Origin of the sequence: Vibrio sp. 14N.309.X.WAT.E.F5, assembly GCF_030397615.1 — a bacterium.
GTDB lineage: Bacteria > Pseudomonadota > Gammaproteobacteria > Enterobacterales > Vibrionaceae > Vibrio > Vibrio lentus.
Genome location: NZ_JAPNXR010000005.1, coordinates 166,324 through 192,811 on the forward strand (window position 1 = coordinate 166,324; position 26,488 = coordinate 192,811).

Here is a 26,488-nt window from a genome sequence, read left to right on the forward strand (position 1 = left end):
CAGCCAGTTAGGTAGAAAGCGAAGTCTTAGCGATCAACTGACACATCCAACTTATTCAGTAACGACGGAAAGCCCCAACCATTCTCGCCTTCAACCACAGGTTCTCCGGTCAAATACTCAAACAGCGTTGGCGCTAAAGATCCATTAGCTTCGATTTTCAATTTCTGAGAGTTATCGCCAATTGGCACTCCCCAGAATCCGATAAAGGCATCTTTCTCTAAGTAATCCTCACCAGCATGACGACCCGGCACCTTGGTGTTGTAGCCAATTCCCGCTTTAGGGAACAAGTTAACCGTGCCAGCCCTATCTTCAAGGTAGATATTAGCCAGTTGATTTACTGAATCTGGTCGAGGTGTTGGTTGCGTCAATGAAGTCCACTCAGCACTACTACACCACGTTGTCACATCCGCCTTAACCGCTCGGTTAATACATTTTTCAACCAATCGAGAATACTGTGCAAAATCAGCTTCGCTTGGTGATGCTAGGTATGGATTTAACCTTTGCGTATCGAGCAAAATCGGCGCTCGGTTGTCTTCCAAAGACTCATAGAAAAGCTTGTCACCTTCACGTGTGATCAATTCATCAACCCGTTTTAAATCACGGTTGCCAATCACACGAACAGCGCAACGTTGTTGATCACATGTGCTTTCTCTTACGACCATATAATCAAGACTTTCAGGCAAGCGCTGCGCTATCTGATTAATGATGTCTATGTTCTGACCATCTGGCGCTGCAATCGGATACCACTGCGTGAGTTCTTGGTAAACCGGCTGAACCTGCCACCCGTGAGCCGAATTAAAGAAGTCCATCATAAAGTTACCACCGGCCGTCGAGGCGACCACCACATCCAATTCCTTCGAGCTTGGGTAGCTTAGAGCATTGGTAATTTTAGGCCCTTCACCCTCGTCTGAAGATATCTTCTTAACCACAATGGGATACTCTAGCCCTGCTTGTAAGCCTTCAAATACCTGCTTTTCGGGATTGAGCGCGTAGAACACCGGCGTTAAACCATGATCCCCTGCCATACCCCATAGCGTTTTATCGTAAACGCCGGCACTGCGGTAGGTCGCTTCAATCTGGCGTATCCAATAGTCCAGTCGATTAAGCTCTCCGGTCGGCATCAGAATTTCGTCACTAAAAGGACCGGTAAAGTGTGCGAAGTGATCCGGCCATGGGTTATACACCAAGGTGTAATCTGGCATCCCTTTTCCATCTAACTCGGCAAACTGAGTAATCGATTGTTTAACCTGAGCCTTCTTTGAAAACTTAGTGAAAAAATCAAAGCCAGATATAGTCTGATACGCTTCAATATCTTCAATCAAGGCTAGACGCTTTTCTTGCAAAACCACTTCGACTTCTGAACGTTCTTGAAGCTCTTTCACGCAGCGTTTCTCACCATAATCACGCAGTGATTCACCCAAACCTAGGTTCACGAGGCCATCGTAAGTGGTATGAGCATTCCAATCATATTGAGCGTTACAGTTCAGCGTTTTCAGGTAATCAAGGCGGTCAAACATGGTTTGCACCTTGTTGTCTGCCATCAATACATCCAACTGCAACGCATCATTACCAAAGAAGTAATACGCTCGGTCGATCTCTCGGTCGACAAAGTGGAAATTAGGGATGCCAGTGCCACCTTGCCCCGATACTTTCGCACCCGTTTTAATGATAGGTAGGTTACGTACACTGATCGTCGGAGTAGAAGAGATCCCCACTCGGCTAATATTGTCTCGATGCTCTTGATAGAGTTTTTTGAAGAACGGAAGATAATTCGGATCACGGTAGGTTTGTTCCGACAGAACTTCCATGAACCTCACCTTCTGTTGATGTTCAGGTTCAATCACTTTTTCTAGCTGAGGTTTATATTGCGCTCGGTTTTTATGATTCTGATAAGCAACCGAAATGAAAGGTGAATTTTCATCGACCAACCCCTCGAGCAATCCTTGCTGTAAACCATCGACCGTCACTTGGACCGCAAAACGTTTGCGTTGTTGGGAATCTAAGAATTGAATGAGCGCGTCAGGCTGATCACTGAACGCTTGCTGCATCCAATCATCGAGTGCTGCTGCGCGTTCTTTTTTAAACACAAATTGTCGGTAAGCTTTAAGTAAGTTTAAGCGTACAAAATCAATGAGAGTGATGGTAAGAGCTTGTGCTTTGTTATTCGGCTTATCAGCGTTTTCTGGTTTACCATCTTCTGCAATCGCCAACATTGCAGACTTCATGTCGCCGTCATCCATTCCCAATGCCGCTTTACCAATCAAATCAACGATGATCGGTTGAATCTGAGCGATGATCGCTAGATCTTCAGGGCTATTGGTTAAGTATGTGTAATTCGCAGGGAGCGTGTCCATATCCTGCCAGACACCAATTTCGAATAACGCATCGTAGATAACCACCATGTTGGCAATGAACTGTTCATCGATACGAATACCTTCATGATGTCCCGTTGCTTCAGTCGAGGTATCTGGCTCGTGATGCTCTGAGGTTGGCTTATCTCCAACATGATAGAGGCTATGTTCAAAGCCCTTTAATGCCTGCTCATCATAAACCGTCGACAAGTAAGATTTGAATATATCTTCACTGCCCAAGCCTGAATAGCGGTCGTAATAACTATAGAGAAAATAACCCAAAGGAATTGAGTACGTCGGGTTGGATAACTGAGCAACGACTCGAGCTTTGGTTTTGACATCTAAAGGGAGAGCGAGAATATACGCATCTAATGTAACGCCACCAATGGTGAAAAGAGCCGCATCACGAGTGAGTTTGGCAGAATAACTTAGGCTTGAAAGCACCTGATTTTTCAACACTTCACTGGAGCTAAACACGCCACCAATGACGGGCGTTGTTGATATATCAGCCGCACTCGGAGCTGACGCAACCGCCAACGATAAAACACTGAATAAACTGGCGTAACTGCGAACGTGAGAATAAGAGCTCATCAAATTTCCTTTAGATCAACACACTTCTATAAATACGACTTATTGTTTCAGTTTAAACTGATTAGTCAACTTATGGTCACCTCTAGGTTTTATACAGACAATCAACACCTATAAATCACACGTAAATCTATAAATAACAACCACTTACCCAAAAGATCAATTGACAATAACATCAATTACAAGCACCAAACATTCACCATAGATATCACTCGCATATATAACTCCACCAATTAGATATGTCTCTAGAATAAATACACCCGCTATTTCCACTACATTCCGTTTTGATACATTTCTCACCAATGGCATTCAATTTATAAATAGTCATATTTATCAATGACATTCTCCCAATTGATTCCAGAGTAGTAAATTTTTATCAATAACTTAATAGGAGAACTAACATGAATGGTCAACGTTCACTGTTAGCAGTGGCAATAGCCCTAGGGATAGCAGGATGTGGTAGCGACAGTTCAGATAGCTCCACAACTGATACTGGCGGTTCAACAGCAACTTCAGCGTATTTAACAGCAAAGGCCGCTGATGGCTACTTGGTAGGAGCCAATGCGTGTTTGGATCTAAACAGTAATAAAGTTTGTGATAAGGATGAGCCAAGTGCCGTAACGGGTGACGATGGTTCGTTTACAATTGATAATCTAACTCAAGAACAACTTGAACAAAGTACTCTGTTGATCGAAGTGGTTGCCGGACAAACCATCGATACCGATAACCCAGGTGTCGTTCTAAGCAAGAGCTATCGCTTAACTGCGCCACCAAAATCCGCATTTATTAGCCCATTAACGACTCTGATTCAAAATGAAATAGAGAGTGGTTCTTCGTTAGAAGAAGCTAAAACAGCTATTCAAGAGAAGTTGGGGACAACTCTCGATTTAACGCAAGATTATATCGAAGCCAAAAACAATAACGACTTAGCCGATTCACAAAAAGCGGCTTTTGAAAACCTACACCGCGTTGCTCAAGTTACCGCTTCAGTCATGGCAGAGAACACGGATGCGTTATCAGAAACAGCAGCGGGCGCCGGTATTTCTGTCGAAGCACTCACCGCATTGATTAATGAAGAGGTCACTCGAGTCCTCGAGGAAGTCGTAAAAAATATTGAAGCAGCTGAAGATAACTTCAACCCAAGCGATATTGCTGGCAGCATTAATCGCGATCACATCGCCATTGATGACTCTAATCTCGAAGATAAAATTAAAGAAAATGAGGCAAATAAAGGATCTAAGCAAGCCGACCTCGCGAAGCTTATCAAAACAGACGGTATCAATTGGTTTGGCGGCGATAATGACACTGGCAAAGATTTAGTAGTTGCCTATGGAACATTGAAGTCTGATGCAGATAACTCAGTTACCGATACCAGTTATATTTATGATTACTTTGCTGAGCAATTTGTTGAGTTTGAATATACCCCTGACACAAATAGCATGGTGTTAGGACAAAACGGTTGGGAAGCGAGCGATGATACCTTAACCAGCATTAAGCCGAACGAAGACGGCAGCTTAACTCTAGAATCTAGAAGCTCGATTTTTAGTGAAGTTGCTAGCGCCAAGCAATTAGATATCAGTGGGCTCAATGTTCGTTCCATCATGGATCAAACGGATGATGAGAACGTTTGGTCTAACATTATGCCAGTAGGTTTAAAATTCCCTGACAACACAACCGCATATAAATTGTCTGTAGAAGACATCAGCGACAACATTTATACCTTTTACAAAGGTGAATGGTGTGCCGAGCACGCTCCGGATCGCTACGAGGCACTGAATAACTCGTGTAACGGAATAAGCGCCTTCAAGAATGGTAGCGATACATGGCTTGCGACTTTAGCATCGACCATCGCTGAAGATGAATCGGATCGTCATGACACTGCATATAACAACCATGCAGATTTAATTCCAATGGCAGGTATGGAAAGTGCTGAGATATTTGCACAGCTGCTTTCTAACGGCACCGTAGTTTATTATACAAGAGCATGGAATTTAGATTCTACATTCTCCAAATTGTCAGAACTCGGTTCGTGGAAAGATGAATCCGTAAATGGCGAGGTATTACGTCAAGTTACGATTCCTGAATCTATCCACTCGCAAGCTACATGGTCTAACTACCAAAAAGAAGATAACTCCGCTTACTTGTCTGTAGTCGAAGGCTTTGTACGTATTACCTACAAGGAAGTTGAAGATGCAGGCAGTGAGGCTTATGTTTTTGATGAAGCGACTAAGCAGTTCATTTTGGATAACGCATTAACACCACAACCTTTACACCCTCTCAACCTACAGGCTTGTCTTGACTCGCTGCCGGATGCTGAGTTCATTGCGGCGGCTAATGACGTGACGGTTTACGATGTACAGCGCACACCGATATGGGATCCTGAGCCAGTAACACAGAACCTAACTTATGAGTTTATCTATCTTGGAAATACTTTCTCTTGGCTGAATGACGTTACGTTGGTCACCGGGCTACCAAGTTGGATTTCGGACTTAGCAGGTAGCTTAGAAAAAACGCGTATCGATATCAAAGATCCGGAAGGTACTTTAATGGGGTATGAGTATTCATATAGCTCTGAAGATCACTATCTAGGTCAAGAGGGCTTTAACTCTGATGACTCACTAGGTTGGGGGTCGGCTAAAGCATTATTACCACTGACGATTACTGACAACCAGAAAATCATCAATCAAACGGTAGACTTTGGAACGTCAACTAACGCACCACTTGCCTCTCAGTTTGATTATTGGTTTGACGAGATCAGCGGTGAAGAGTTCGTAACTGAGTACCCTGGATTAAGAACCGTTTCTGTAGAGACCTCACTAAACGATATTATCAACGGACAACCTTACTTTCTGCCCACTTTCAACTACCAAGAAACCTACCTAGGTAAAGAAGAAGTTACTGTGCCTGCGGGTACCTTTGCTGCATGTAAAGTAACAAGTAAGACACAATTCGAAAATGACGGACCTCGTGACACTCAAACCACCTGGGTGACCAACCGAGGTTCAATTAAGTCCACCCGCGAAGAACCTTCTTGGGGCATGTCGATTGTGACTGAGGCAAAAAGCTTACCTTCTATTCAATAATCGTTAGATAATATGAGCAAGCCAATATCTTATTGGCTTGTTTTTTTTCGTATTAGCTCTTTAAGCCAACATCTCCATTCCCAAAACTTGATAGCATTTCAAGCTCATCGCTTCCCCTAGTTAAACGCTCTCGCCACTCTGCCGTTGCTGCTCAATTCGTAATGACCAATATAGGCTGGGATAAACACCGATTGCCCTTTAGTAAGCGTTAAGTGCTCGCCTTTCTGACTCACGAGCGTTAGATCATCGTCTATTGCCATTAATATTTCAGCGCCGCTTGTGATGACTTCTTCTTGCTGAGGGCGATGAAAGATATTGAAATCAAAATCACTGACCGGGATATCATAGCTATCACATTGACCCAGTTTTGAGGGTGCTAATAATAAGCGTTCGAACGGGATTGGCGTAAATTTTGTGCAGGCGACTAACTCAGCCACATCAATGTGTTTTGGCGTTAAACCTGCTCGTAGCACGTTGTCTGAATTTGCCATGATCTCGAGCCCGGTTCCCTTAATGTAAGCGTGTGGAGTGTTCGCATTCAAATACATCGCTTCACCCGGCTTTAGCGTGATCAAGTTAAGCAGCAGAACACAAAACAAACCGATGTCGTTCGGGTACTGATGGCTAAGCTCAGTAACCAAAGCAAACTCAGCTTGGTCTTCGTGAGCGTCTGCGTAAGTCAGAAGTTGCTCTAATGCTTGATGTTTACGTTGGTCATCTAGAGTTAACAGATCACGGAAAAACGTTTCTAAACCTAAAGAATCAAGATTGTTACCAAACTCTTCAACCAAACCAGCCAGCTCGATCGAATCCAACTTTTTGAACAGGCCTAATATTTCATTGAAATCTCGAAAGCCATTCATCGCTTGGTATTCAGTGATCGCGTAAACCAATTCAGGTTTGTGGTTCGAGTCTTTGTAATTACGATGTCCTGCAGTCAGAGGGATTCCTGCTTGCTCTTCTCTCGCAAAGCCAATTTCGGCTTGACGCTTGTTTGGATGAACCTGAACCGATAGTGCCTTTTCTGCTGCCAAGATCTTAAACAAGAACGGCAGTTCACCGAACTCCTGCGCAATATCAGTAGATAGATAGGCCGGTTTATTCTTGTTAATCAGCTCAGAGAGAGGCACCAAATGTTGGTCTAGTTTGACCATTGAACAACCTTTCGGATGCGCTCCCATCCAAACTTCCGCTTGCGGCTCTTGTGACTCATTCTTAAAGCCAAACAGTTCACGTATAGAAGAAATGCTCCCCCATGCATAATTTTGGATGGTGTTTTCCATTGGGAAAAATGAGTGCTCTGAGAAGTGGCTGAATGACATGGCGTTTTCCGTAGTGAGCCCTTTGAACACAATTCAGAGAGCTGATTTCTAATAACGTAAATAATTAGAAAGACTACAGAGAGCAGCTAGAACCCACATGAGATGAGGTCTTAGACGCAATAGGAAAAATTCTTAGAAACGGGTGAGAACGATGAAAAGCGTGAAAAGAGTCACATTTGAATGCTACGTATAAAAAACGCTGAAGATAGGATAGCTGCACAATAACCAGAGGACCATTAGCAGCTATCTTATTTACGAAGAAACCCCTTAAAAACCAGAGCGAGCCTCTGCACTTTTCTGAGGTGATTGAGCTTGTAGGAAAGGCAGTAGCAGTAACCCGATGACCGCAGCACAAGTAGAGATGGTAATGAAGAACCCACTCCAGCCATAAGTTTCTAGAACGAGCGCTAATGGGTAACCAGAGAGAGCTGCACCCATGTAAGCAAACAAGCCAACAAAGCCGGTTGCCGCCCCGGCAGAGTCTTTATGTGAGCATTCCGCGGCAGCCATGCCTATTAGCATTTGAGGGCCAAAAACAAAGAAGCCAACACAAAATAGCCCTGCAGCTTGAAACACAAAATTAGTTAATGGCATAAGCCATAAAGCAGATACCGAGAGGAAAATACCAATCGCAAACAGGATGTTCATCGGGCCACGGTTACCAGCAAACAGTCTATCCGATCCCCACCCAGCAACAAGTGAACCAACGAAGCCACCAATCTCAAACAGAGATAAAGCAGCATTTGCGTTGATCAAACTGTAATGGTGTTCTTCGGTGAGATATAAATTCCCCCAATCGTTGACGGCCGTTCTTACGATGTAAACCAACACATAACTAAAAGCGAGCAACCAAATGTACTTGTTGCTGAACACGTAAGTTTTCAAGATCTCTCGATAACTTAACCCTTGCCCATGGCTCTCTTGCGCCAATTCTAGATGGTCATTGCGCCACTTCCCTACAGTCGGAAGCCCCATGGTGGTGGGCTTATCACGTAAGCGCCAACAGACGATAAGACCGATAAAAACACCAATCACACCCGGCCAGATAAAACCTGATCGCCAACTGTACTGGAGAGTTAGATAGCCCACGAGAATAGGAATCAATGCCCCACCAACGTTATGTGCTGTATTCCAGATTGCCCAACGGAATCCTCTTTCGGAGCGAGAATACCAAGTAGTGAGTAGTTTAGAGCATGATGGCCACCCCCAACCTTGGAACCATGCATTGAGCACCCAAAGCGAGATAAAAGCGGCCAACGAACTAGAAAAGCCAAACGCGATATTGATCAAGCCTGTCGCGATTAGGCCAAGACCCATAAAGTAGCGCGGGTTTGAACGATCCGATATTGTCCCTGAGATAAATTTCGATAAGCCGTAAGAAAGGTAAAAAAGCGTGCCAATTAAGCCGATATCACCTTTGTCTAAGCCAAGATCGGTGATCATGGCTGGTGCGGCATAATTAAAGGTTTTACGAGTGAAGTAAAAACCGGCATAACCAACATACATACCTATCATGATGTGAAGGCGCCAGTAGCGGTAACTCTGATTGACCTCGTCATCACTTAGAGTATGACGATTTGACGTTGTTGAGCGCAGAAATCCAAACATACTCGTTCTCACACTTTAGGTAATGTAACGCTGATATTGGTGCCCGAAGAGGAACCATTAGCGTTGATTATCATCTTGCCACCGAGCGCCTGAACGCGCTCTTGCATACCACGAACACCCATCCCCTTGAGAAGATCTTGCGCTGTAAAACCAACGCCATTATCTGATATCTGAAGATAAGCCTGATCATCCAAAATCAGTTCAATTTTAATCTCGCTCGCACCGGCGTATTTATGGGCATTGTTTAAGGATTCTTGGCACAGTCGGAAGAGAGTGACCTTAAGCGTGTCACTCAAACATGAATAATCACCTTGCCAATTTAGCTGGATATCAACGCCATGATCTGAAAACTCCATTTCCCGTATCAGCTGTTCAACGGAGTCCTTTAGGTCAAGGTCATCCAACATTTTAGGTCTTAGTTTTGTGAGTAGGCGTTTGGTGGTGTCATAAACATTCAAAGACAATGACTCAATCGTGCCCGCACAACTAACACTCATTTCAGCGGCATCAACACGCTTAATAATATTTGCTTGAGTTCGAATTGCCGTGATGTTTTGGCCAATCTCATCATGTAGCTCACGAGCAATGTCACGACGAACCGATTCTTCAGCCGTGATTAACTGACGTGAAAGATTTTGATTTCTGGAGAGCTCACTGCGCAATTTCGAATTGAGATCTTTTTGCTTTTGAACCGCAAGCCCCAGCAATATGCCAGTGATGGTTTGAGCGGAAAGAGATAAGAGTAAATCGGTAATTTCGAGTTTGGACGTTCCACTGTGGGCAGCTATCAGCGCGACACTGTTTAACAAGGTCGCGAGCAAAGCGCCTTGCCACCCGTAGCGAACCGCCAACAAGATAATAGGAATCGCCATACAAAATGGGGCAAAGCGTCTGAGTTCATCTGGCAGGCTGGTCTGTATCAAAATACTAGCCACCAGCAATATGCTGTATAAGGCAATGTGACGAATTTTAAACTCTACAGCATTGTGAATTAAGTAAGAGCTCAACGGCGCCCACTTGTTTTGAAATAGATAGTTCCAAACTAGATAACACATAGGGACGAGCATTAACCCGCCAGTGATGCTCACCAACCACACCATGTAAGTTGCAGGCACATGAGAACCGACGACAGCGACATTGATCAGTGAAGTCACCATTATAATGCTGGCCATGACCAATAAGTGCCGGTTTTGGTCACCATAGTAATACCGTTTGGCAAATAGAGTAGCTGGAATGCTTAATCCGCTGGCGATTAAAACGGTTAACCATTGGGGTTCATCCAGTAATAGAGCCAAAGCGATTGCGAGCCCCCACTCTGCAACGTAAATGGCAGGCCAATATTGTGTACGAGTGTGCAGCGTCATTCCCAATCGAAGGGAGAATGGGAAAAGCAGAATGGCTAACTCAGGGTCATTAATAAAATAGAAAGCGATAACCCACAAACAAAACCATGCGCAACCCGCCATAAAAACCCCGCACAGGGAGGTTGCTAGGTAAGAACGCATTAGTACTGTTCTTGAGTGAATAGTTTGGCTAGCTCAACGTTGTTTTTAACATTAAGTTTGTCCATAGCATTGGCACGGTGCACATGTACCGTTTTATGGCTAACCCCTAACTCAATAGCAATAGATTTTACATCGAGCCCTGTCGCCAATAATTGGCACACTTCGCTTTCTCTGCGGGTTAACTGATTTAAAGAGGCCTTATTCTTTAGTGGTGTAGCAAGCTTTATTGCGATATCTGGCGTAAGGTAACAGCCGCCATTTGCGCTCGTGTGTACGGCTTGAATTAACTCATCAGGACTGCAGCGCTTGCTGAGATAACCTTTAGCTCCTAACTCTAACGACTTTTCAACCATCGCCGGAGAGTCATGTACGCTCAACATGATGCTGGCAATGCCCGATGGAATTTCTTCCAACAAACTCAGGCCACTTTCATCTTGCATTGAAATATCCAAGATAACGACATCAGGGTGACAACTTGGTAGTCCGAGGCGCGCTTCTGCCGCAGAGCTGAATTCACCCACGACCGTAATATCAGTTTCAAGACTGAGTAATTGAGCAAAGCCAGATCGAACAATGACGTGGTCATCAACAAGCGCAACATTAATCATGATATCAACCAAAATTAAGAGTAAGAAAGAAAAATAGCCCCGATAGGAGCTATATAAAATTAAGTTTATTGATAGAGATGATACTGAATCGAACTAACGATTGGTATGATCTCACGTGCTTTAATCAAATAAAGCACGCGAGACTAACTACGCGTTTTGAGCCGCTAGGTGCATCTTCTTCGCGTGACGAATCTTCTTCTCTTCCGCAACCGCAACGAATAGCAATAACACGATACAAATGGCAGCTGACGTATCGAGTGCTGCGAATGTCCCCTTCCAACCCGTTAAGCCGAAAATTGGCGTTCCGTCTGCAATCATACCTAGGCCAAGTTTGGCAAAGCTGTCACCAATTAGGTAAGCAAATGTGCCTTTCACGCCGTCAGCAACACTGATTGCTTTCTTAGGTACAAAACCTACCGCAGCAACACCAATCAACAGTTGAGGACCGAACACTAGGAAGCCAAGTATGAACAGTGACGCTAGGTACATGAACTCACTCGTTGCATTTTGGTAGAACTCTAGAGAGACAATAATCAATCCAAGCGATACACAAGCAACTAAAGCACGACGTCCGTTCGCAAGGTCTGATAAATAACCCCACATCAATGTGCCAACCAGAGCACCGACTTCAAACAGAGTAAAGCCTGAAATCGCCGTTTCTTTTGATAGGCCTAGCTCTTGATACGCGTAAACGGTAGACCATTGATCGATACCGATACGAACAATGTATAAAAAGATATTCGCGAAGCAGAGCAACCAGATCACTTTGTTTTTAAGAATGTACTCAACAAAGATCTCTTTTTTGGTCATTTGATTCTCTTCAGCAGCTGTATCTTCTTCGCTGATTTCTTCATCAAATAACTCTTCAACTGTACCTAAGCCGTATGCTTCTGGAGAGTCGTTACCAAAGCGCATACCAATGAAACCAACGACAATCGCGATGATCGATGGGAAAACAAACATACCAATTACGTTGCCATCAAATAGGTAGTTCGCACCAAACAGAGCAACACCAGCAGCACCCGCACCACCCACGTTGTGCGACATATTCCAAAGACCTAAATACGAACCACGCTTGTTACGAGGCGTCCATTTAGTAATTGTTGAATAACTTGAAGGGCCACCCGTACTTTGGAAAAAACCACTCAATGCGTAGAAGGCAACCATCATGAATAAGCTAGCGCTGCCGCCACCCATACTGAAGCTGAAGCCCAACATGGCAATACCAGAAAGGACAAGCATGAATGGCAGGAACTGTTTGGTATTTTTACCATCGGCGTAATAGGAAACGACGGTTTTACCAATACCATAAGTAATTGAGAAACCAAGACCGATAAGACCTAGATCCGTCATTGATAACCCATAAGTAGAAATCATGTCGTTTTGTGCGACATTGAAGTTCTTACGGATTAGATACATGGTTAGATAACCAATGAACACGACTAGGTACGATTGCAGGAAGGGTTTAAACCACATCTTTCTTCTAGTTTCGACCGGAAGATCCAGCGTCGGTTTTCTAACCTGATCTAGGAACTTTAACATTGTGAACTCTCTTATTTTTTGTGAGGTCTGCACGGCATAATTGCGACCATGCATTCTTTGTTAGTTGACCGTGAAATAATAAGGAGTCTAAAAATCGACCGCATGAGAGAGGGTCTTAGAATAACTAGGAAAAATTCTTAGTTCGGAATTGGGAGTCAAGAAACCGTGAACAGCATCACTTTGTTTACGGTGTGTTATGTATTGATATTACGATAACAAAAGTCGCTCATTTCAAGGCTGACGAACCGTGTAAATAAACAGAAACAAGTGAAACACTTCGCAACAAACAAAGCATTATTCATAATGGTTGCCTGACATTGCATTGATAAAGTTTGGATCCTTTTGTAAACACATTTTAGGTTCCAACTATGAATTCAATGATCAAATCATCACTTGCGATTGCTATCAGCCTTCCACTACTTGCTGGGTGTGTGACACCTGGTGAAGATGATCCCAATGCGAGCACCAAGCAGGGCGCAGTCGGTGGCGCACTGTTAGGGCTCACGATAGGTGCATTAACAGGTGATGCTGACCTAGCAATGAAAAGTGCCGTTGTCGGCGGAGTAGCCGGCGGGGTTGCAGGTGCAGGTAACGACATCAGAAGTAATCGAGACAACATCCGTCACGATAGCCGCAACGAAGCTATTGCACATACCAACGTGAACGCTGCAGCACCAACAGAAACAAAGCAACAAAATTGGGTAGAACTCAATAATTTCATTGGCGAATGGGATGTCACTATCCACAATCACGTTAACACTCTGGATACCATCTCGGACTTGGAGTCGACAGGAAAACTGAACAGTATTAGTCAAGCTGAGGTGAGCGTAGCTAATTCACAAGGTATCAACCTAACGGCTCAGTTCTCTTACGATGAAGCTCAAGGCTACCAAATGGATGTCACCAACCAAGCCACCAAGGTGAATGTCAACTTTGCTGGCGAGCCTCAATCTCAAAATAATCGTTACAATTTTTATCCAACTAACATCCAAGATGTCATCTATGAGGGCGTAAATAGTGCTGATGTTCGCATTGAATTAGGTATGCTCAATAGCCAGCTTTGGATCTTAGAAAGCTACGCTTACCTAGATGGTAGTGAAAAGAAAATACAATCAATTCGATTTAACAAAGCCAGCTAGCTTTTCGTTATTAGCGGTTCGTTATTAATTATTAGCTTCTAAATCGCAGATCAAATAAAACGCCAGTATCGGTTCATCGCCATCAAACTCCATGGCGTGCCCGATACTGGCTCAACATTCATTCCTATTAAAATAGATTCGATAGGCTTGTTACGTTTTGTGCGAATCGAACTACAGTCGTTTACCGCTGCCGTCTTCCCACATTACTTCGCACTCTTCTTTGATAGCGGCTTTCAACAGTTCAACCAACGGAAAAGCTCGGCTACCGATATTGACAGGCGCTTCAACAACTTCTTCTTCATTGTCCTCATCAGCATTTTCTTGCTCTACGGGTTTGCTCTGCTCTGCGGCGATCGCAGTGCGTAAATTATCCAGAGCTTGAGGAACGTCTGGAGCATCGATGGCTCCTGGGATCGCGCCACTATGTCCAAGCATCTTAATGAACTGAAGACCGACCTCACCAAACATCGTGACGCTAGCATGAGCCTTGCAACTAAAAGTAATTAACATAATGAGCCTCTATCAAATTTAGGTATCTACAAACTATGTTGAGTAAATCATTGGAAAGCAAGTACATAATAATCAAATAGCCTCTACCAACCTGATCTTTGAATACCATGTTCTAGAGACGACCTGCACCGTCGGTGACGTACATCACGATTTATAATGATTTGATTATTCTTTCATATGAAAGATTGATTACAGTCACACTAAATAGCTGTCTAAGTCTCCGCGTAGCTTATTATTTAATCTACTATTAATACCATTATCAAAATCTTTGGCACAAATCACATGAAAAGGCTCGTCGGCAGACACCTAGAAGAAATGGCGGACATACGCTCCACCCGCAAGCAAAAAATTGTTCACTCCTTTTCACTGACTGCCGCGGCGTTATTCATTTTTTACACTTGGGCTTACTTCCAAGGCCAACATTACACGCTGTCGGTTTTCGAACTGTGTTTTGCACTTATCGCTATCTCCAATGCATTTTACGTAAGAAAAGTCATTAACCCTAAGTATTCAGAATTGATCCTGAGCGGTGTTTTGCTGGTTCAAGGGGTCATCCTATTTTTGTACAGTCACGCCATTCCTGACCGAATTCTTTGGCTCTACCCTATTCTGGCGGCGGTGATTTTTATCAATGACTTCAGAATTGGAATCATATTTAGCACCTCATTTTGTTTGTTTATCAGCACCCTGATTACGGCAATGCCCAATAACTTTTCTCTGCCATTTAACAGCACACATCGGTTTATTCTTAGCCTGTTTACCATGAGTTTGGTGTGTCATACATCGGCCTATTACTACACAAAAGCCGTCAGCTATATTCAACGCCTCTACAAAGAAGGCATTGAAGATCTGGCCTATCGAGACCAACTTACAGGCTTGGCCAATCGTTGGAGTTTTGAACGTTGGGCGGTCGAGAAGTTAGCCACCGTTGATAGCAAACGATCCCTCACCGCATTGGTGTTTCTGGATATCGATGATTTCAAAAGTATCAATGACAGCTACGGCCACGATGTGGGCGATAGCGTCTTGCAGCATTTTGCCAATCGCTTGAGTAACAACATTCGAACTAGAGATCGAAAGAATCATGAGTACGATTATTCCATCGCGCGTTTTGCTGGGGACGAGTTCGTTCTAATGCTCTATGACATCCCAACTCGAAAAGACCTCGACGGTATTCTTGATAGAATATGTGGGTTGTTTGAGAGTGGTTGTCAGACCAACGAAAGGATAAAAGAACTCACACTCAGTGTTGGGGTTTCTTTGTATCCGCAAGATGCACAAGAATTACATGAGTTAACGAGATGCGCCGATAAAGCGATGTATGTGGCGAAACATTCAGGGAAAAACCGATACGCTTATTATCACGACAACCCAGTATCGACCTTGATAGAAGAATTACCTGCAAACCTCTCCTGTTCAGAATCTGATTCTTCTGAACTTGAAGATTGTCTTGAAGCGAAATTGGAAGGGAACAATGTTACGCTATTAAAAACGCGTCAACGCTAGCCATTAATATCGCTTACACCTAATATCGCTCACAATTAAGCGTACTAACCAGCCATATACATAAGCCAAAGGCTCACTAACCCGATCACAATGATCCAAACAACTTGTCGTGTTCGGTTTGGGTTATTGCCTCTAGGTCTCACTACCGTTTTAAAAGCGGCTTGCTTGGCCGACTGAAGAAACGGGGCTTCAATCTCACGTTTTTTCACGCGACGTTTAACAGCGCTATTCGCTACCTCGGTAAAACGTTGGCTTTGCTCCGTTGTAAAGTCGTTATCAAAGCCCATCCGACCATGCCTTTCGCCATGTTTTTGCTGAACTGCCATAGCGGCCTCCTTGGCGGTCTACTCTACACTCAAGTATAGACATAATTTCATATTCTTACCTGTTCAAGATTTTCGAATAAGACACTCAACGCTATGCCATCTTCTTTTGAAATCAAATTACATAAACTACAGCTATTCCAGTTTATGAGGGTTTCAAAATGACGAATGTAAGAGCAGTAGATCATGTGATTGCAGCACATGCCACTTCCGATGGTGATGGCGTCAAAATCCAAAGACTCGCTGGTTTCAATAACACGCGTTTCTCTCCATTTTTGATGGTCGACGAACTTAAGCCGGATGAAAGCAAGGACTATGTTGGTGGCTTTCCTCCTCACCCTCACCGTGGGATAGAAACGCTGACTTACATGCTTAAAGGTCACTTCCAACACAAGGACCACATGGGGAATGTCGGTGAACTTCGCAGCGGTGGCGCACAATGGATGGCCGCGGGTCGTGGTGTGATTCACAGTGAAATGCCGATGATGGAAGAAGGTGCGTTGCACGGCTTTCAGATTTGGATAAACCAGCCAGCAACACACAAAATGCAGCCAGCGCAATACCATGATTTCCAGAGTGAAAGCATTGCAGAACATCAAGATGAACAAAGCGGTTTATTACGAGTGATTGCAGGTGGATTTGAGCTGTATAACCAAACTGACGATGATTCAGAGGCTTTACAAGCGCAAGGACCATTACAGAAAACAGGTGTGCCGTTAAGCGTTGCGGATTGGCGAGCGAATTCAGGGCAAAAAGTGACGTTAGGGACTAATGTTAATCACAATGCCATGACTTACGTGTACCGAGGCAGTATTAAGATCGGCGACAAAGTGATCAACCAAGGTCAGCTTGCCCTACTCACCAAGGCTGAATTGTTGTCTTTAGAAAGCCTCGAAGATTCAGGTGTACTGATTTTTTCTGGTCAACCGATTAATGAACCTGTCGTGCACTACGGTCCGTTTGTCATGAACTCGATGGAAGAGATTGAACAGACGATTCAGGATTACAACAACGGCGTATTTGAGACTTACTGATTTGCAGATATCTGTCTTGAGATTTGAGATTTGAGATTTGAATTTAAGATTTAAGATTGAAGATTGAAGATTGAAGATTGAAGAGATTTTGCAACGAACAACGAATTTTGGTCGTCCATTTGATGACTGTAAAAACAAGTGACACTATCCACTGCCGGTTACTATCACTTATTTAACCACGCTCTTAGAGCGTGGTTTTTTCTTATTAGTCAGAAACTAAAACACAACTTCTTATAAGTACTCACACAAATAAGCCGTTGATTCTTTTACCTGTAGGTCGAAAGAAGAATCGCCCGCAACGTCAAAAGACTCACCAGATTGATATGTTGTCCAATCTTCATCACCAATACGCTTCACAATTAGAGCACCCTTAACAACGGTCATCTTTTCCGGAGCTGCGGTACCGAATGTATATTCGCCAGCAGCCATCACACCAACACTCACATCAGCACCAGACTGATTAAACGCTAACGACTTAACGCCACCATCAAAGTATGTATTCTCTTTAATCATTGTACTTCCTTGTTATCTTCAAATTGCAATTATTGGGCTTCAATGAATCAGCCTATGCGTAAATTCACGTGATAATTGTTTTAACCAATTCACGACATTCCTACAAGAAATAAATACGCATAGCTTAAGTCTTTTCTACAATAGAGATGCATTGACTGAACGAATGTCATCAGAAAAACTTAAAATTAGCCAAAGCAACCCATTTATCTAGAACATTCGATCCTGCTTCTAACTCTCGCAACTATCTTTGCAAACTAAGGTTTTAATTTATAGTATTTAAGGCAGTATGAGTAAGGAAAAGACGAGAACATGGCGAAAAAGAGCACCAAAATAGCAGATCTATTTGCCAACTCGTTACGTTACATTTTCTTATTGGTTGCCGCTATTATTGCTCTCACTGCAGGGTATTTCGCCTATCAAACCCACCAGCAATCCGTCAGCCCAAGTAATGTGTACGGCACATGGATAGAGATTGGCGCTCCACCTTACAAAACCGACATCCTGACTCTTTCCGACAATGGCGTGATGATGAACCATCGTTTCATCAGTACTTCATTTGATTTTGATGGCAAAGTTGTCACCATCAATACAGGTTCTGGGTCAACCGTTTATACGATAAGTGGTACCTACGATTCCCCTCGTTTAAAACGACTCGTTCCGAGCGTCCCTTCACAACAGTTCATTAAAGAGGGCTATGAAGACACAGCCGCGGGTGATACCCACAGTGTTATGCAGCAACGACGCGCTTCATTAGCGGAACAATTCAAACGATAAACCCCTTAGTTTTTTGAATAAGCACTGTATTTATCACGCAACCTATCTCAGCTTCATACATCCAACTCTGTGACTCCCCTTCAGATGACGATATTTTCTTATGGTTTGTCGCATCTTTTCATAACTTCATGTCGCGTAATTTCACTTATGAGATTTTCATTCTGAAGGATGTTTTATTTTATAAAACATGGACTCAGCCTCTCACTCATTAAGCAACAGAATTGTAACGAAACAATATTTTTTAGTTGTCCATCGAAAACGGATTTATTTTCAGTTATAAAATTAAAACTCTCTCGAATACTGACTGGGAAGCTCCTTCAAAACTGATTGGAGCCGTTTATGGGGCCATTTGGTTCTCGTAACCTTCAAGGAATGAGAGAAATAGTATGATTCGTATTAATACCTGTGCGGCAAGCATTGCTCTAGCGCTATCAGGTACAGCATTAGCTGCACCAACAGCACCTAGCATCGACATGTACGGTTCCAACAACCTACAGTTTTCTAAAATTGAACTCGCGATGGAAACGACTTCTGGCTATAACCAGATGGTTAAATATCACGACAAAGCAAAGGTCGACGTTAAATTTAACCAATGGAGCGGAACGTCAGGAAACACTTACAACATCTACTTTGATGGCGTTAAAGTGGCCACTGGCCCTATAACTGGCAGCCAAACGACAGCTTCATTCGAATACGGCCAAGGCGGCTTATTTCAGATGGAAATCGAAGCTTGTGACGAAACAGGCTGTGCCAAGAGTGCACCCGCTCAGATCACAATCGCAGATACCGATGGCTCACACTTAGCGCCACTTGCGATGAATGTGGACCCGAACAACAAGTCATACAACACAGATCCAAACACGGTAGTAGGTACTTACTTTGTTGAGTGGGGCATCTATGGCCGTGATTACACAGTCGATAACCTACCCGCTGACAACTTGACCCATATCCTTTACGGCTTCATCCCAATTTGTGGTCCTAATGAATCAGTGAAATCAGTAGGCGGTAACAGCTACAACGCACTCATGACAGCGTGTCAGGGCGTTAACGATTACGAAGTAGTAATTCATGATCCTTGGGCCGCTTTCCAAAAAAGTTTCCCGCAAGCAGGGCACGAATACAGCTCCCCTATCAAGGGTAACTACGCGATGATGATGGCGCTTAAGCAGCGTAATCCTGATTTAAAAATCATTCCATCGATTGGTGGTTGGACACTGTCTGACCCGTTCTTCGATTTCACTACAAAAGCGAACCGCGACACCTTCGTTGCATCGGTTAAGAAATTCCTCAACACATGGAAATTCTACGACGGTGTCGATATCGATTGGGAATTCCCTGGTGGAGGCGGTGCTGCTCCCGATCTTGGTGACCCTGTGAATGACGGCCCTGCTTACATTGCATTGATGGCAGAACTGCGCGTTATGTTGGATGAGCTAGAAGCTGAGAACGGCCGTACTTACGAGCTAACATCAGCGATCGGTGTTGGTCACGATAAGATTGAAGACGTGAACTACGGCGATGCTATCCAATACATGGATTACATCTTCGCAATGACTTACGACTTCTACGGCGGTTGGAACAACGTCTTAGGTCACCAAACAGCACTCAACTGCGGTAACTTCATGCGCCCTGGTCAATGTGATGGCACAGGCCTTGATGAAAATGGCGAACAGTACACTGGTCTAGCTTACACCACTGACAACGGCATCCAATTGCTACTTGAGCAAGGTGTTCCAGCCAACAAACTTGTGGTTGGTACAGCGATGTACGGTCGTGGTTGGGAAGGCGTATTACCATCATCACTTTCAGATCCAAGCGACCCAATGACTGGCGTAGGTAATGGCAAACTGACCGGCAGCTCTGCTCAGGGTGTATGGGAAGATGGCGTTATCGATTACAAAGGCATTAAAGCGAACATGCTTGGTGCAAACAACCAAGGCATCAACGGCTTTGAATATGGTTACGACGAAATGGCAGAAGCGCCTTACGTTTGGAACCGTACTTCAGGCAAGCTGATCACATTTGATGATGACCGCTCAGTGAAAGCAAAAGGCGCATACGTTCGTAGCCTTGGCCTTGCTGGTTTATTCTCTTGGGAAATTGATGCGGATAACGGCGATATCCTGAACGCGATGCATGAAGGTCTAGCAGGTGGAACTACTGATCCTGTAAACCGTAAACCAACCGCAGCAGCGGGCGCAGACCAATCGGTTGAAGGCCCAGCTTCTGTTTCTCTAGACGGTAGCGCTTCAAAAGACAGCGACGGTACGATTGCGAGCTATGCTTGGTCACAAGTAAGCGGAACGGCAGTAACTCTGGCCAACGCGAATGCGGCTGTTGCAAGCTTCGATGTGGTTGAAGTCGCTCAACAAGAAGTACTCACGTTCAGCCTAACGGTAACTGATAACGAAGGTGCGACTGCAACTGACACCGTTGTTGTAACGGTAACTCCTAAAGACACAGGCCCAGTCAATACAGCACCGGTTGCTGTGGTTACGGCTCCGGCTGAAGTGAATGCGGGTGATGTAGTCGTGGTTGATGCTTCGTCTTCGAGCGATGCTGACCAAGACACACTGACCTTCACGTGGGATGTACCTGCTGGTATTGATGCAACGGTTCAAGGTTCTTCAGTAAGCTTTGTGGCGGCGGAATACACGCAAGACACAACTCTGAACTTCTCTGTAACAGTGAGCGATGGCACAGAGACATCAGTCGCGGCTACTTCAGTGAAAGTTCTTAAGAAAACCTCAGGCGGCGGTACGTGTACTAACGCTTGGGATTCAGGTGCGGTTTACACTGGCGGCGACCAAGTAACTCAAGGCGGTAAGGTTTGGGAAGCGAAATGGTGGACAACCGGTGAAGATCCAACAACGACAGGCCAATGGGGCGTGTGGAAAGAGATCGGTCCAGCAAGCTGTGCTAACTAAAAGTAAGGTTTAGCTAAACATCAACTAAACACTTAACAGTAAAGGCCAACCAGATAACCTCTGGTTGGCCTTTTATTATTTGTTTTCTTAACTGGCGTGCCGCTGACTTACGCTAGTTAGACTTAACCAATCAAGTTATCAAAGCTCTCGAACACTTGTGGGCACTTCATCACTCGCCCGTGGCCTTGGCCTTGAGTCGCAATCAAGGTAACGCGCCCCATTTCATTAGCTGCACTCTGAGACACATCAAACTTAGTAAACTTGTCTTGCTCATCATGAACAATGATCGTCTGAGACTCACGAAGCGCTAACTTTCCATAGGGATCCACAGACTGAATTGGGTAATTAAACTGCTCTTCCACTTCACCCACGACCGCCTCAAACAGTTTCATTGAGTAACCAGAACGCGCCACACTGCCAAATAGGTTTTCTAGATAATCCAGTACAGGTGCGATAAGCAACAGCGGTTTGTTTTCCAATTTAACGTGCTTACATTCCAACGCAGAAGCCGTACCCATGCTGTGACCAACTAAACCTGCTACTTCACCAACCGAATCTAGAATCGCCTCTAAGCCGTTCACAAATGCTGGGATATGCCCATGCACGCCATCGCTGCCACCATGAGCAGGATGATCGTAAGCCAAGGCCGTAAAACCTTTCGCGGCGATGTGTTCCATTAAAGGAAAAAACTGACTCGCGGTGCCTGACCAACCGTGGGTAAGCACCCAAACTGGACCGGTACCCAAAGAATACGTTTTTAAGACGCCATCACGACCTTTGATTTCACTCTTGATGAGCCCTTGCGGATCGGCATTTTTCTGCTCGGTACGCATTGGCGTGAGCAGCAGTTTACGTGCCGTTTTCTTTGCGTGGCTCGGCGCTAAGATGTAATGCAGATTGGTTGTAGCGCCAATTAGGCTGCGCTTGAAGCTGAACTTGTTCGATGTATTAAAATAGATTTTGTCACTCATGACCGTTCCTTGTATCGCCATCATCATCTGGCGGATCGAGCTCGGCCCTAAAAATCGAACGACCGTGCTATTTGTTAATATAAAAAATGGCGTTGCTGCTACTTATAGAAGTGAATCGTAGCTTTCCGCCATTTCTCTTAAAATTATTTGTCACTGTTACCTAGCTTAACTTACCTAAGCAATGCTCCACTTAAAAACGAATTAAGCGATTTTCCAGCTAGCGATCAAGCGCTCGACACCACTCCAAAAATGGGTGTGACTCGCTTGCTGCCCTCGCAATGAGTAGAACAAATTCGCACTCAAATAAAGGCCATATAATTCAAAGGTTGCCTGTTTTGGATCTAAATCGGCCCTGAACTGTTTGCTCTCAACCGCTTTTGCTACCTGAATCGTCAAGTAATCAATCCACACTGAAATGGTTTTCTGCAGTGCCTTCTGAATCACAGACGTTTCGCTGCCTGCATCTTTCCAAGCATCAATAAACATACAGCTGCCTTGGAATGAATGATTCCAACCCAACCAGTTATCGAGCAGTTGTTTAAGCTTGGCTTCAATATCACCGTCGCCCAACTCTCTTGCGGGAATGATGACTCTTTCAGTGAATATGGCGTTGGAATATTCGAGTACAGAGAGTTGCAGGTTTTCTTTAGAGTTGAAGTGCGCAAACAATCCACTCTTAGACATACCACACTGCTTGGCTAATTCGCCAATCGTCAAACTCTCGAGACCATTTTCGCTCGCAAATGCGAATGCATGGCTCAAAATATACTCTTTGGTTATCTTTCCTTTGCTCATTATTCACCAACAATAAATCTGATGCTTTATTTTTAGCACGTTCGTACTTTTTTTCAAGTTTTTTACATAACCCTTGGTATTCATTTTGTCTTATCAAAAAATTGTGGAAAAATGCGACAGTATTCAAAGGAAATTGAAATCGACTAACAAAGGAAAAACAATGAACACACTTTGGGAACAGTTTGCGTTTTCGGCGTCAGTCACAGGCCCTATCTGTTTAATGCTGTTTCTTGGTGTGATGCTCAAGCGAATCGGCTTGATCAATGATAATTTCATTGATGTCGCGTCCAAGGTGGTGTTTCAAGTTACCCTACCCGCAATGCTATTTCTGAGTATTGTTCAATCAAATCATAATTTTTCAGCCAGTAGCGCGTTAGTTGCGTTTGGCGTCATCGCTAACTTTGTCTTTTTCTTGTTTACTATTTTCTCAACCAAATTGGTATTCAAAGGTTCGAAAGATCAAGGTGTGATTGTCCAAGGTGGATTCCGCGCTAATACCGCGATCATCGGCCTCGCCTATGTGGCCAATATCTATGGCAACCAAGGCGTAGCATTGGCGGCTATCTATGTCGCATCCCTAACCGTGCTGTATAACATTCAAGCCGTGATTGCACTAACACCCAAAGGCAAAGACACCGGCGCTAAAGCCATTAAAGTGATCGCCAAGTCCATCACCAAAAACCCGTTAATCATCGCTATCTTCTTAGCGGTCGTCTTCTATGCACTTTCAATTCCCATTCCAAAAATGGTGACTGACGCTGGGCAATACTTTGCCAATATGACTTTGCCTTTGGCTCTGCTCTGTACTGGTGGCTCTCTAGATATTAGTTCGCTAAAACAAGAAAAGTTGTCTACGTGGTTCGCCTCTAGCTACAAGTTAATTGCCTCACCGCTACTAATTACATTGGCTGCTTGGTACATAGGGTTTGAAGGGCTCGATCTAGGGCTTATCTTCTTGATGAGCGCAGCACCAACGGCAGCGGCAAGCTATGTTATGGCGCGTGCGATGGGCGGAAACTCAACGTTAGCAGCCAATATAATCGCGCTAACCACTGTCGTTTCACTTATCACTTGCACGCTTGGTATATTTGCATTGACTGCAATGGATTTAATATAGCTGCGACAGGCTTCAAAAAATCAATATAAGCCTTAAATCAAAGGCCTTCAGCTTTGATTTAGGACTAACTGATTCCACATAAAGACTGTTAGATTTTACGAAATTTTTCTTAGAGATCTGATATGTCTTCCGTTCAACATACGCCTTCACAACGCATCGCCAGTATCGAGTTGGGTCGAGTGATTGCTATCTTGGCGATCATTGGCTTACACGGCCAGATGGCACTTACTTATTGGCAAATCGATGAAGTGCCATGGATTGGTTATGTGCTCAACCAAACCGCTCGCTTCGCCGTGCCTCTGTTCTTCCTTATTTCCGGCTATCTGATTCAACCTAAGCTCACAGCGTCGCCTTGGACAACCTTCATTAACTACTCCAAACCACTACTTAAAGTTTGGTTAGCGTGGAGCATCATTTGTCTAGTCATGCCATTCAACCTCGCTAAGGTTGAAGAATTGGGTTACTTGGGCGAACGACAGGGTTACTGGGGCTTCCTAATGAATACCCCGCTCAACTCTTTCTTAGAGGGTGGACTGGTTCACTTATGGTTCATTCCCGCTTTGGTGTGCGCGGTTTTGATCATCGCCTTAATGGTCGAGATGAAACTCGATAAGCTTCTACTTCCAGCGGCCATTCTGCTTTACGTCTATGGTGTATTGGCGGGCAGCTACACAAGCTTAACCGACCTTAGTGCCCCTTTCTTCACACGTAACGGTCCGTTCTTCAGCACGTTAATGGTGACCTTAGGTTTCCTCATTCGTCAGCATCAATGGAAAGTGTCCTCAGCTAAGGCATTAGGGTTATTGGCGTTAGGCATGTTGATCCACTTTGCTGAGGCAGCATGGCTAACCACCTTTGACATCGCATTCAACATGAATGATTTCTTATTTGGTACAGCGTTATGGGGAATGGGCGTGTTTATGTGGCTTCTAGCTAATCCAAACATCGGTGATTACGCGTGGGTTCGTGCTATTTCGAATCGCATGCTAGGTATCTACGTTTGCCATCTGCTGATCATTATCGTGCTGTTCAATGTTTGCGGAGTCTTGGGCATTACGGAATTGGCAAAAGACGTTACAGTATTTTTTGGCACTGTATTATTGAGCTTCGGGTTGGTTGTTGGGATCGAGAAAACGCCACTACGACGCGTGCTACTGCGTTAGTGTTTGTGTTTGTGTTTGTGTTTGTGCCTAAAACTATCCGCTAAATCAGTTTTAAAAAGCCACAAAAAAGAAAGGCAAGATAACTTAATATCTTGCCTTTCTTTCATAATATTGGAACTGAGGTTATCTCACTCGTGAGGTGTTATAAGAACGCCATCGCGCCTTTACCTACCCCTTCATAAGCCACGATTTGTAATGACTGGTTTTCTGCCAAGCTTGGAGCCACTTGATCCGCGATATAGCCCGCAAGTAATTCTACCGTGGTATCGGTTGGTAAGATTTCCGTTTCGCTCTTAGCAATCGCTAGCTCAAATTCGCCTTGAGGTGCGGTGTAGCGGAAACCATAGTGGCTTTCATCATTAACGCTTTGCGCGTGTTCACTCAGGTTAAGTGATGAAACTGAAACTTGGTCTTCTTTAGAACCTAAGTAAATGTCTTCCCAACGCTGAGCAAATGCTTGTTCGCGTTGCTCGTCGCGCTGACCATCAACCACGATTTCTACTGGAGAACGATGACCATGGGCGATGCGTTGGCAGTTGCCATCATGCTTTTTCAAACCATGGGTGTAGTGGTAAAACGCGCCATTAATATTCTCATGACGAAGGGTGATTTCTAACCCTGTGACGTTACATGGTAGGTGATCGCGCAGAATATGATAAACGTGTGCGGTCACGCTCTCGATGGTGATCGCTTCTGCATCAATCAAGCAATATGCTTCGTCAGGGCAATGTAGGTGAAGACTCTTGTCACCACGCAATACATCAACCTTAGAGTAGCCCGCTTTGCTAGCTTGAAGAACAATTGCAGCGCTTTGCATTGGCAGCAGCAAACGGTGATCAACGTGCTGATCGACAAGCTGTTTGATCTGCTTTTTGACCTTGCTAAAATCCAGCACCATGCTCATTTCATTCAGTTCACCAGACATGGTGACATCTAAAATCCAACTATCTCCTACGACCCCTCTGTGTTCACAGATATATGAAGAATCGATAACGGTAAGGTCTCTTACAAATAGGTTCAAGTTAAACTCCTTAGTGCTTTAATGAGATACGGGAGGCTGAATAATGTTCAGCAGGCACTTCGTCTCATTGATGTCTGATAAAATAGGA

Annotated in this window: 20 protein-coding genes; 8 read left to right on the forward strand and 12 right to left on the reverse strand. The window is 44.3% G+C overall.

All coding sequences use genetic code 11. The features are described from left to right. Positions 1-26: 26 nt before the first annotated feature. Positions 27-2,942, reverse strand: coding sequence for an alkaline phosphatase family protein (locus tag OW495_RS08215; RefSeq protein WP_102513780.1), 2,916 nt, complete (start codon positions 2,940-2,942; stop codon positions 27-29). Positions 2,943-3,340: 398 nt separating this feature from the next. On the opposite strand from OW495_RS08215, the gene OW495_RS08220 reads away from it, so the two are divergent. Continuing rightward, a complete protein-coding gene (locus OW495_RS08220) occupies positions 3,341-6,022 on the forward strand; it encodes a hypothetical protein (protein WP_102513779.1) in 2,682 nt (893 codons plus the stop codon). Between the two features lie 116 nt (positions 6,023-6,138). Here OW495_RS08220 and manA read toward each other — a convergent pair whose 3' ends face one another. From manA to uhpT, 5 genes are all read right to left on the reverse strand, one after another. Then, positions 6,139-7,344, reverse strand: a complete 1,206-nt coding sequence (gene manA, locus OW495_RS08225) for a mannose-6-phosphate isomerase, class I (protein WP_289885950.1) — start codon at positions 7,342-7,344, stop codon at positions 6,139-6,141. 267 nt (positions 7,345-7,611) lie between these two features. Further along, positions 7,612-8,952, reverse strand: coding sequence for an MFS transporter (locus tag OW495_RS08230; RefSeq protein WP_289885951.1), 1,341 nt, complete (start codon positions 8,950-8,952; stop codon positions 7,612-7,614). Positions 8,953-8,960: 8 nt separating this feature from the next. Then, a complete protein-coding gene (uhpB, locus tag OW495_RS08235; RefSeq protein ID WP_289885952.1) occupies positions 8,961-10,457 on the reverse strand; it encodes a signal transduction histidine-protein kinase/phosphatase UhpB in 1,497 nt (498 codons plus the stop codon). Then, entirely contained in the window at positions 10,457-11,065 is a 609-nt protein-coding gene (gene uhpA, locus OW495_RS08240; RefSeq protein WP_289885955.1) for a transcriptional regulator UhpA, read from the reverse strand. Before uhpA ends, uhpB begins: the two co-directional genes overlap by 1 nt. A 147-nt stretch (positions 11,066-11,212) precedes the next feature. Beyond that, positions 11,213-12,607: a hexose-6-phosphate:phosphate antiporter gene (gene uhpT / locus OW495_RS08245; RefSeq protein WP_099165936.1), complete on the reverse strand. Its 1,395-nt coding sequence runs from the start codon at positions 12,605-12,607 to the stop codon at positions 11,213-11,215. 368 nt (positions 12,608-12,975) lie between these two features. Here uhpT and OW495_RS08250 point away from each other — a divergent pair, with 368 nt between their 5' ends. Beyond that, positions 12,976-13,746 (forward strand): hypothetical protein, encoded by a 771-nt coding sequence (locus OW495_RS08250; protein ID WP_289885958.1) that lies wholly within the window; start codon positions 12,976-12,978, stop codon positions 13,744-13,746. 171 nt (positions 13,747-13,917) lie between these two features. Here OW495_RS08250 and OW495_RS08255 read toward each other — a convergent pair whose 3' ends face one another. Then, positions 13,918-14,256, reverse strand: coding sequence for a DUF1840 domain-containing protein (locus OW495_RS08255; RefSeq protein WP_289885960.1), 339 nt, complete (start codon positions 14,254-14,256; stop codon positions 13,918-13,920). 315 nt (positions 14,257-14,571) lie between these two features. Here OW495_RS08255 and OW495_RS08260 point away from each other — a divergent pair, with 315 nt between their 5' ends. Then, entirely contained in the window at positions 14,572-15,762 is a 1,191-nt protein-coding gene (locus tag OW495_RS08260; protein WP_289886051.1) for a GGDEF domain-containing protein, read from the forward strand. Between the two features lie 44 nt (positions 15,763-15,806). On the opposite strand, the gene OW495_RS08265 is transcribed toward OW495_RS08260, so the two are convergent. Next, positions 15,807-16,088: a hypothetical protein gene (locus tag OW495_RS08265; RefSeq protein WP_029225699.1), complete on the reverse strand. Its 282-nt coding sequence runs from the start codon at positions 16,086-16,088 to the stop codon at positions 15,807-15,809. A 158-nt stretch (positions 16,089-16,246) separates the two neighbouring features. Between OW495_RS08265 and OW495_RS08270 the strand changes: the two genes are divergently transcribed. Beyond that, positions 16,247-17,119, forward strand: a complete 873-nt coding sequence (locus OW495_RS08270; protein ID WP_289885962.1) for a pirin family protein — start codon at positions 16,247-16,249, stop codon at positions 17,117-17,119. 231 nt (positions 17,120-17,350) lie between these two features. Here the strand turns inward: OW495_RS08270 and OW495_RS08275 are convergent, their stop codons facing one another. Next, positions 17,351-17,632, reverse strand: coding sequence for a pyrimidine/purine nucleoside phosphorylase (locus OW495_RS08275; RefSeq protein WP_289885963.1), 282 nt, complete (start codon positions 17,630-17,632; stop codon positions 17,351-17,353). A 309-nt stretch (positions 17,633-17,941) separates the two neighbouring features. On the opposite strand from OW495_RS08275, the gene OW495_RS08280 reads away from it, so the two are divergent. After that, the gene (locus OW495_RS08280; RefSeq protein ID WP_065111764.1) at positions 17,942-18,406 is read left to right on the forward strand and encodes a DUF2850 domain-containing protein; all 465 of its coding nucleotides are present in this window, start codon (positions 17,942-17,944) and stop codon (positions 18,404-18,406) included. 386 nt (positions 18,407-18,792) lie between these two features. Beyond that, on the forward strand, positions 18,793-21,333 hold the full coding sequence (locus OW495_RS08285; protein WP_102513771.1) for a glycosyl hydrolase family 18 protein: 2,541 nt from the start codon (positions 18,793-18,795) through the stop codon (positions 21,331-21,333). Positions 21,334-21,455: 122 nt separating this feature from the next. Here OW495_RS08285 and OW495_RS08290 read toward each other — a convergent pair whose 3' ends face one another. Both OW495_RS08290 and OW495_RS08295 read right to left on the reverse strand, forming a co-directional pair. Further along, entirely contained in the window at positions 21,456-22,304 is an 849-nt protein-coding gene (locus tag OW495_RS08290; protein WP_102513770.1) for an alpha/beta hydrolase, read from the reverse strand. Between the two features lie 201 nt (positions 22,305-22,505). Then, a complete protein-coding gene (locus OW495_RS08295; protein ID WP_102513769.1) occupies positions 22,506-23,099 on the reverse strand; it encodes a TetR/AcrR family transcriptional regulator in 594 nt (197 codons plus the stop codon). Positions 23,100-23,259: 160 nt separating this feature from the next. On the opposite strand from OW495_RS08295, the gene OW495_RS08300 reads away from it, so the two are divergent. Next, positions 23,260-24,216, forward strand: coding sequence for an AEC family transporter (locus OW495_RS08300; RefSeq protein ID WP_099165943.1), 957 nt, complete (start codon positions 23,260-23,262; stop codon positions 24,214-24,216). Between the two features lie 122 nt (positions 24,217-24,338). Next, positions 24,339-25,379, forward strand: a complete 1,041-nt coding sequence (locus tag OW495_RS08305) for an acyltransferase family protein (RefSeq protein ID WP_102340375.1) — start codon at positions 24,339-24,341, stop codon at positions 25,377-25,379. A gap of 142 nt (positions 25,380-25,521) precedes the next feature. Here the strand turns inward: OW495_RS08305 and OW495_RS08310 are convergent, their stop codons facing one another. Further along, complete coding sequence (locus OW495_RS08310) at positions 25,522-26,400, reverse strand: 6-carboxytetrahydropterin synthase (protein WP_102513768.1); 879 nt, start codon at positions 26,398-26,400, stop codon at positions 25,522-25,524. Positions 26,401-26,488: the final 88 nt, after the last annotated feature.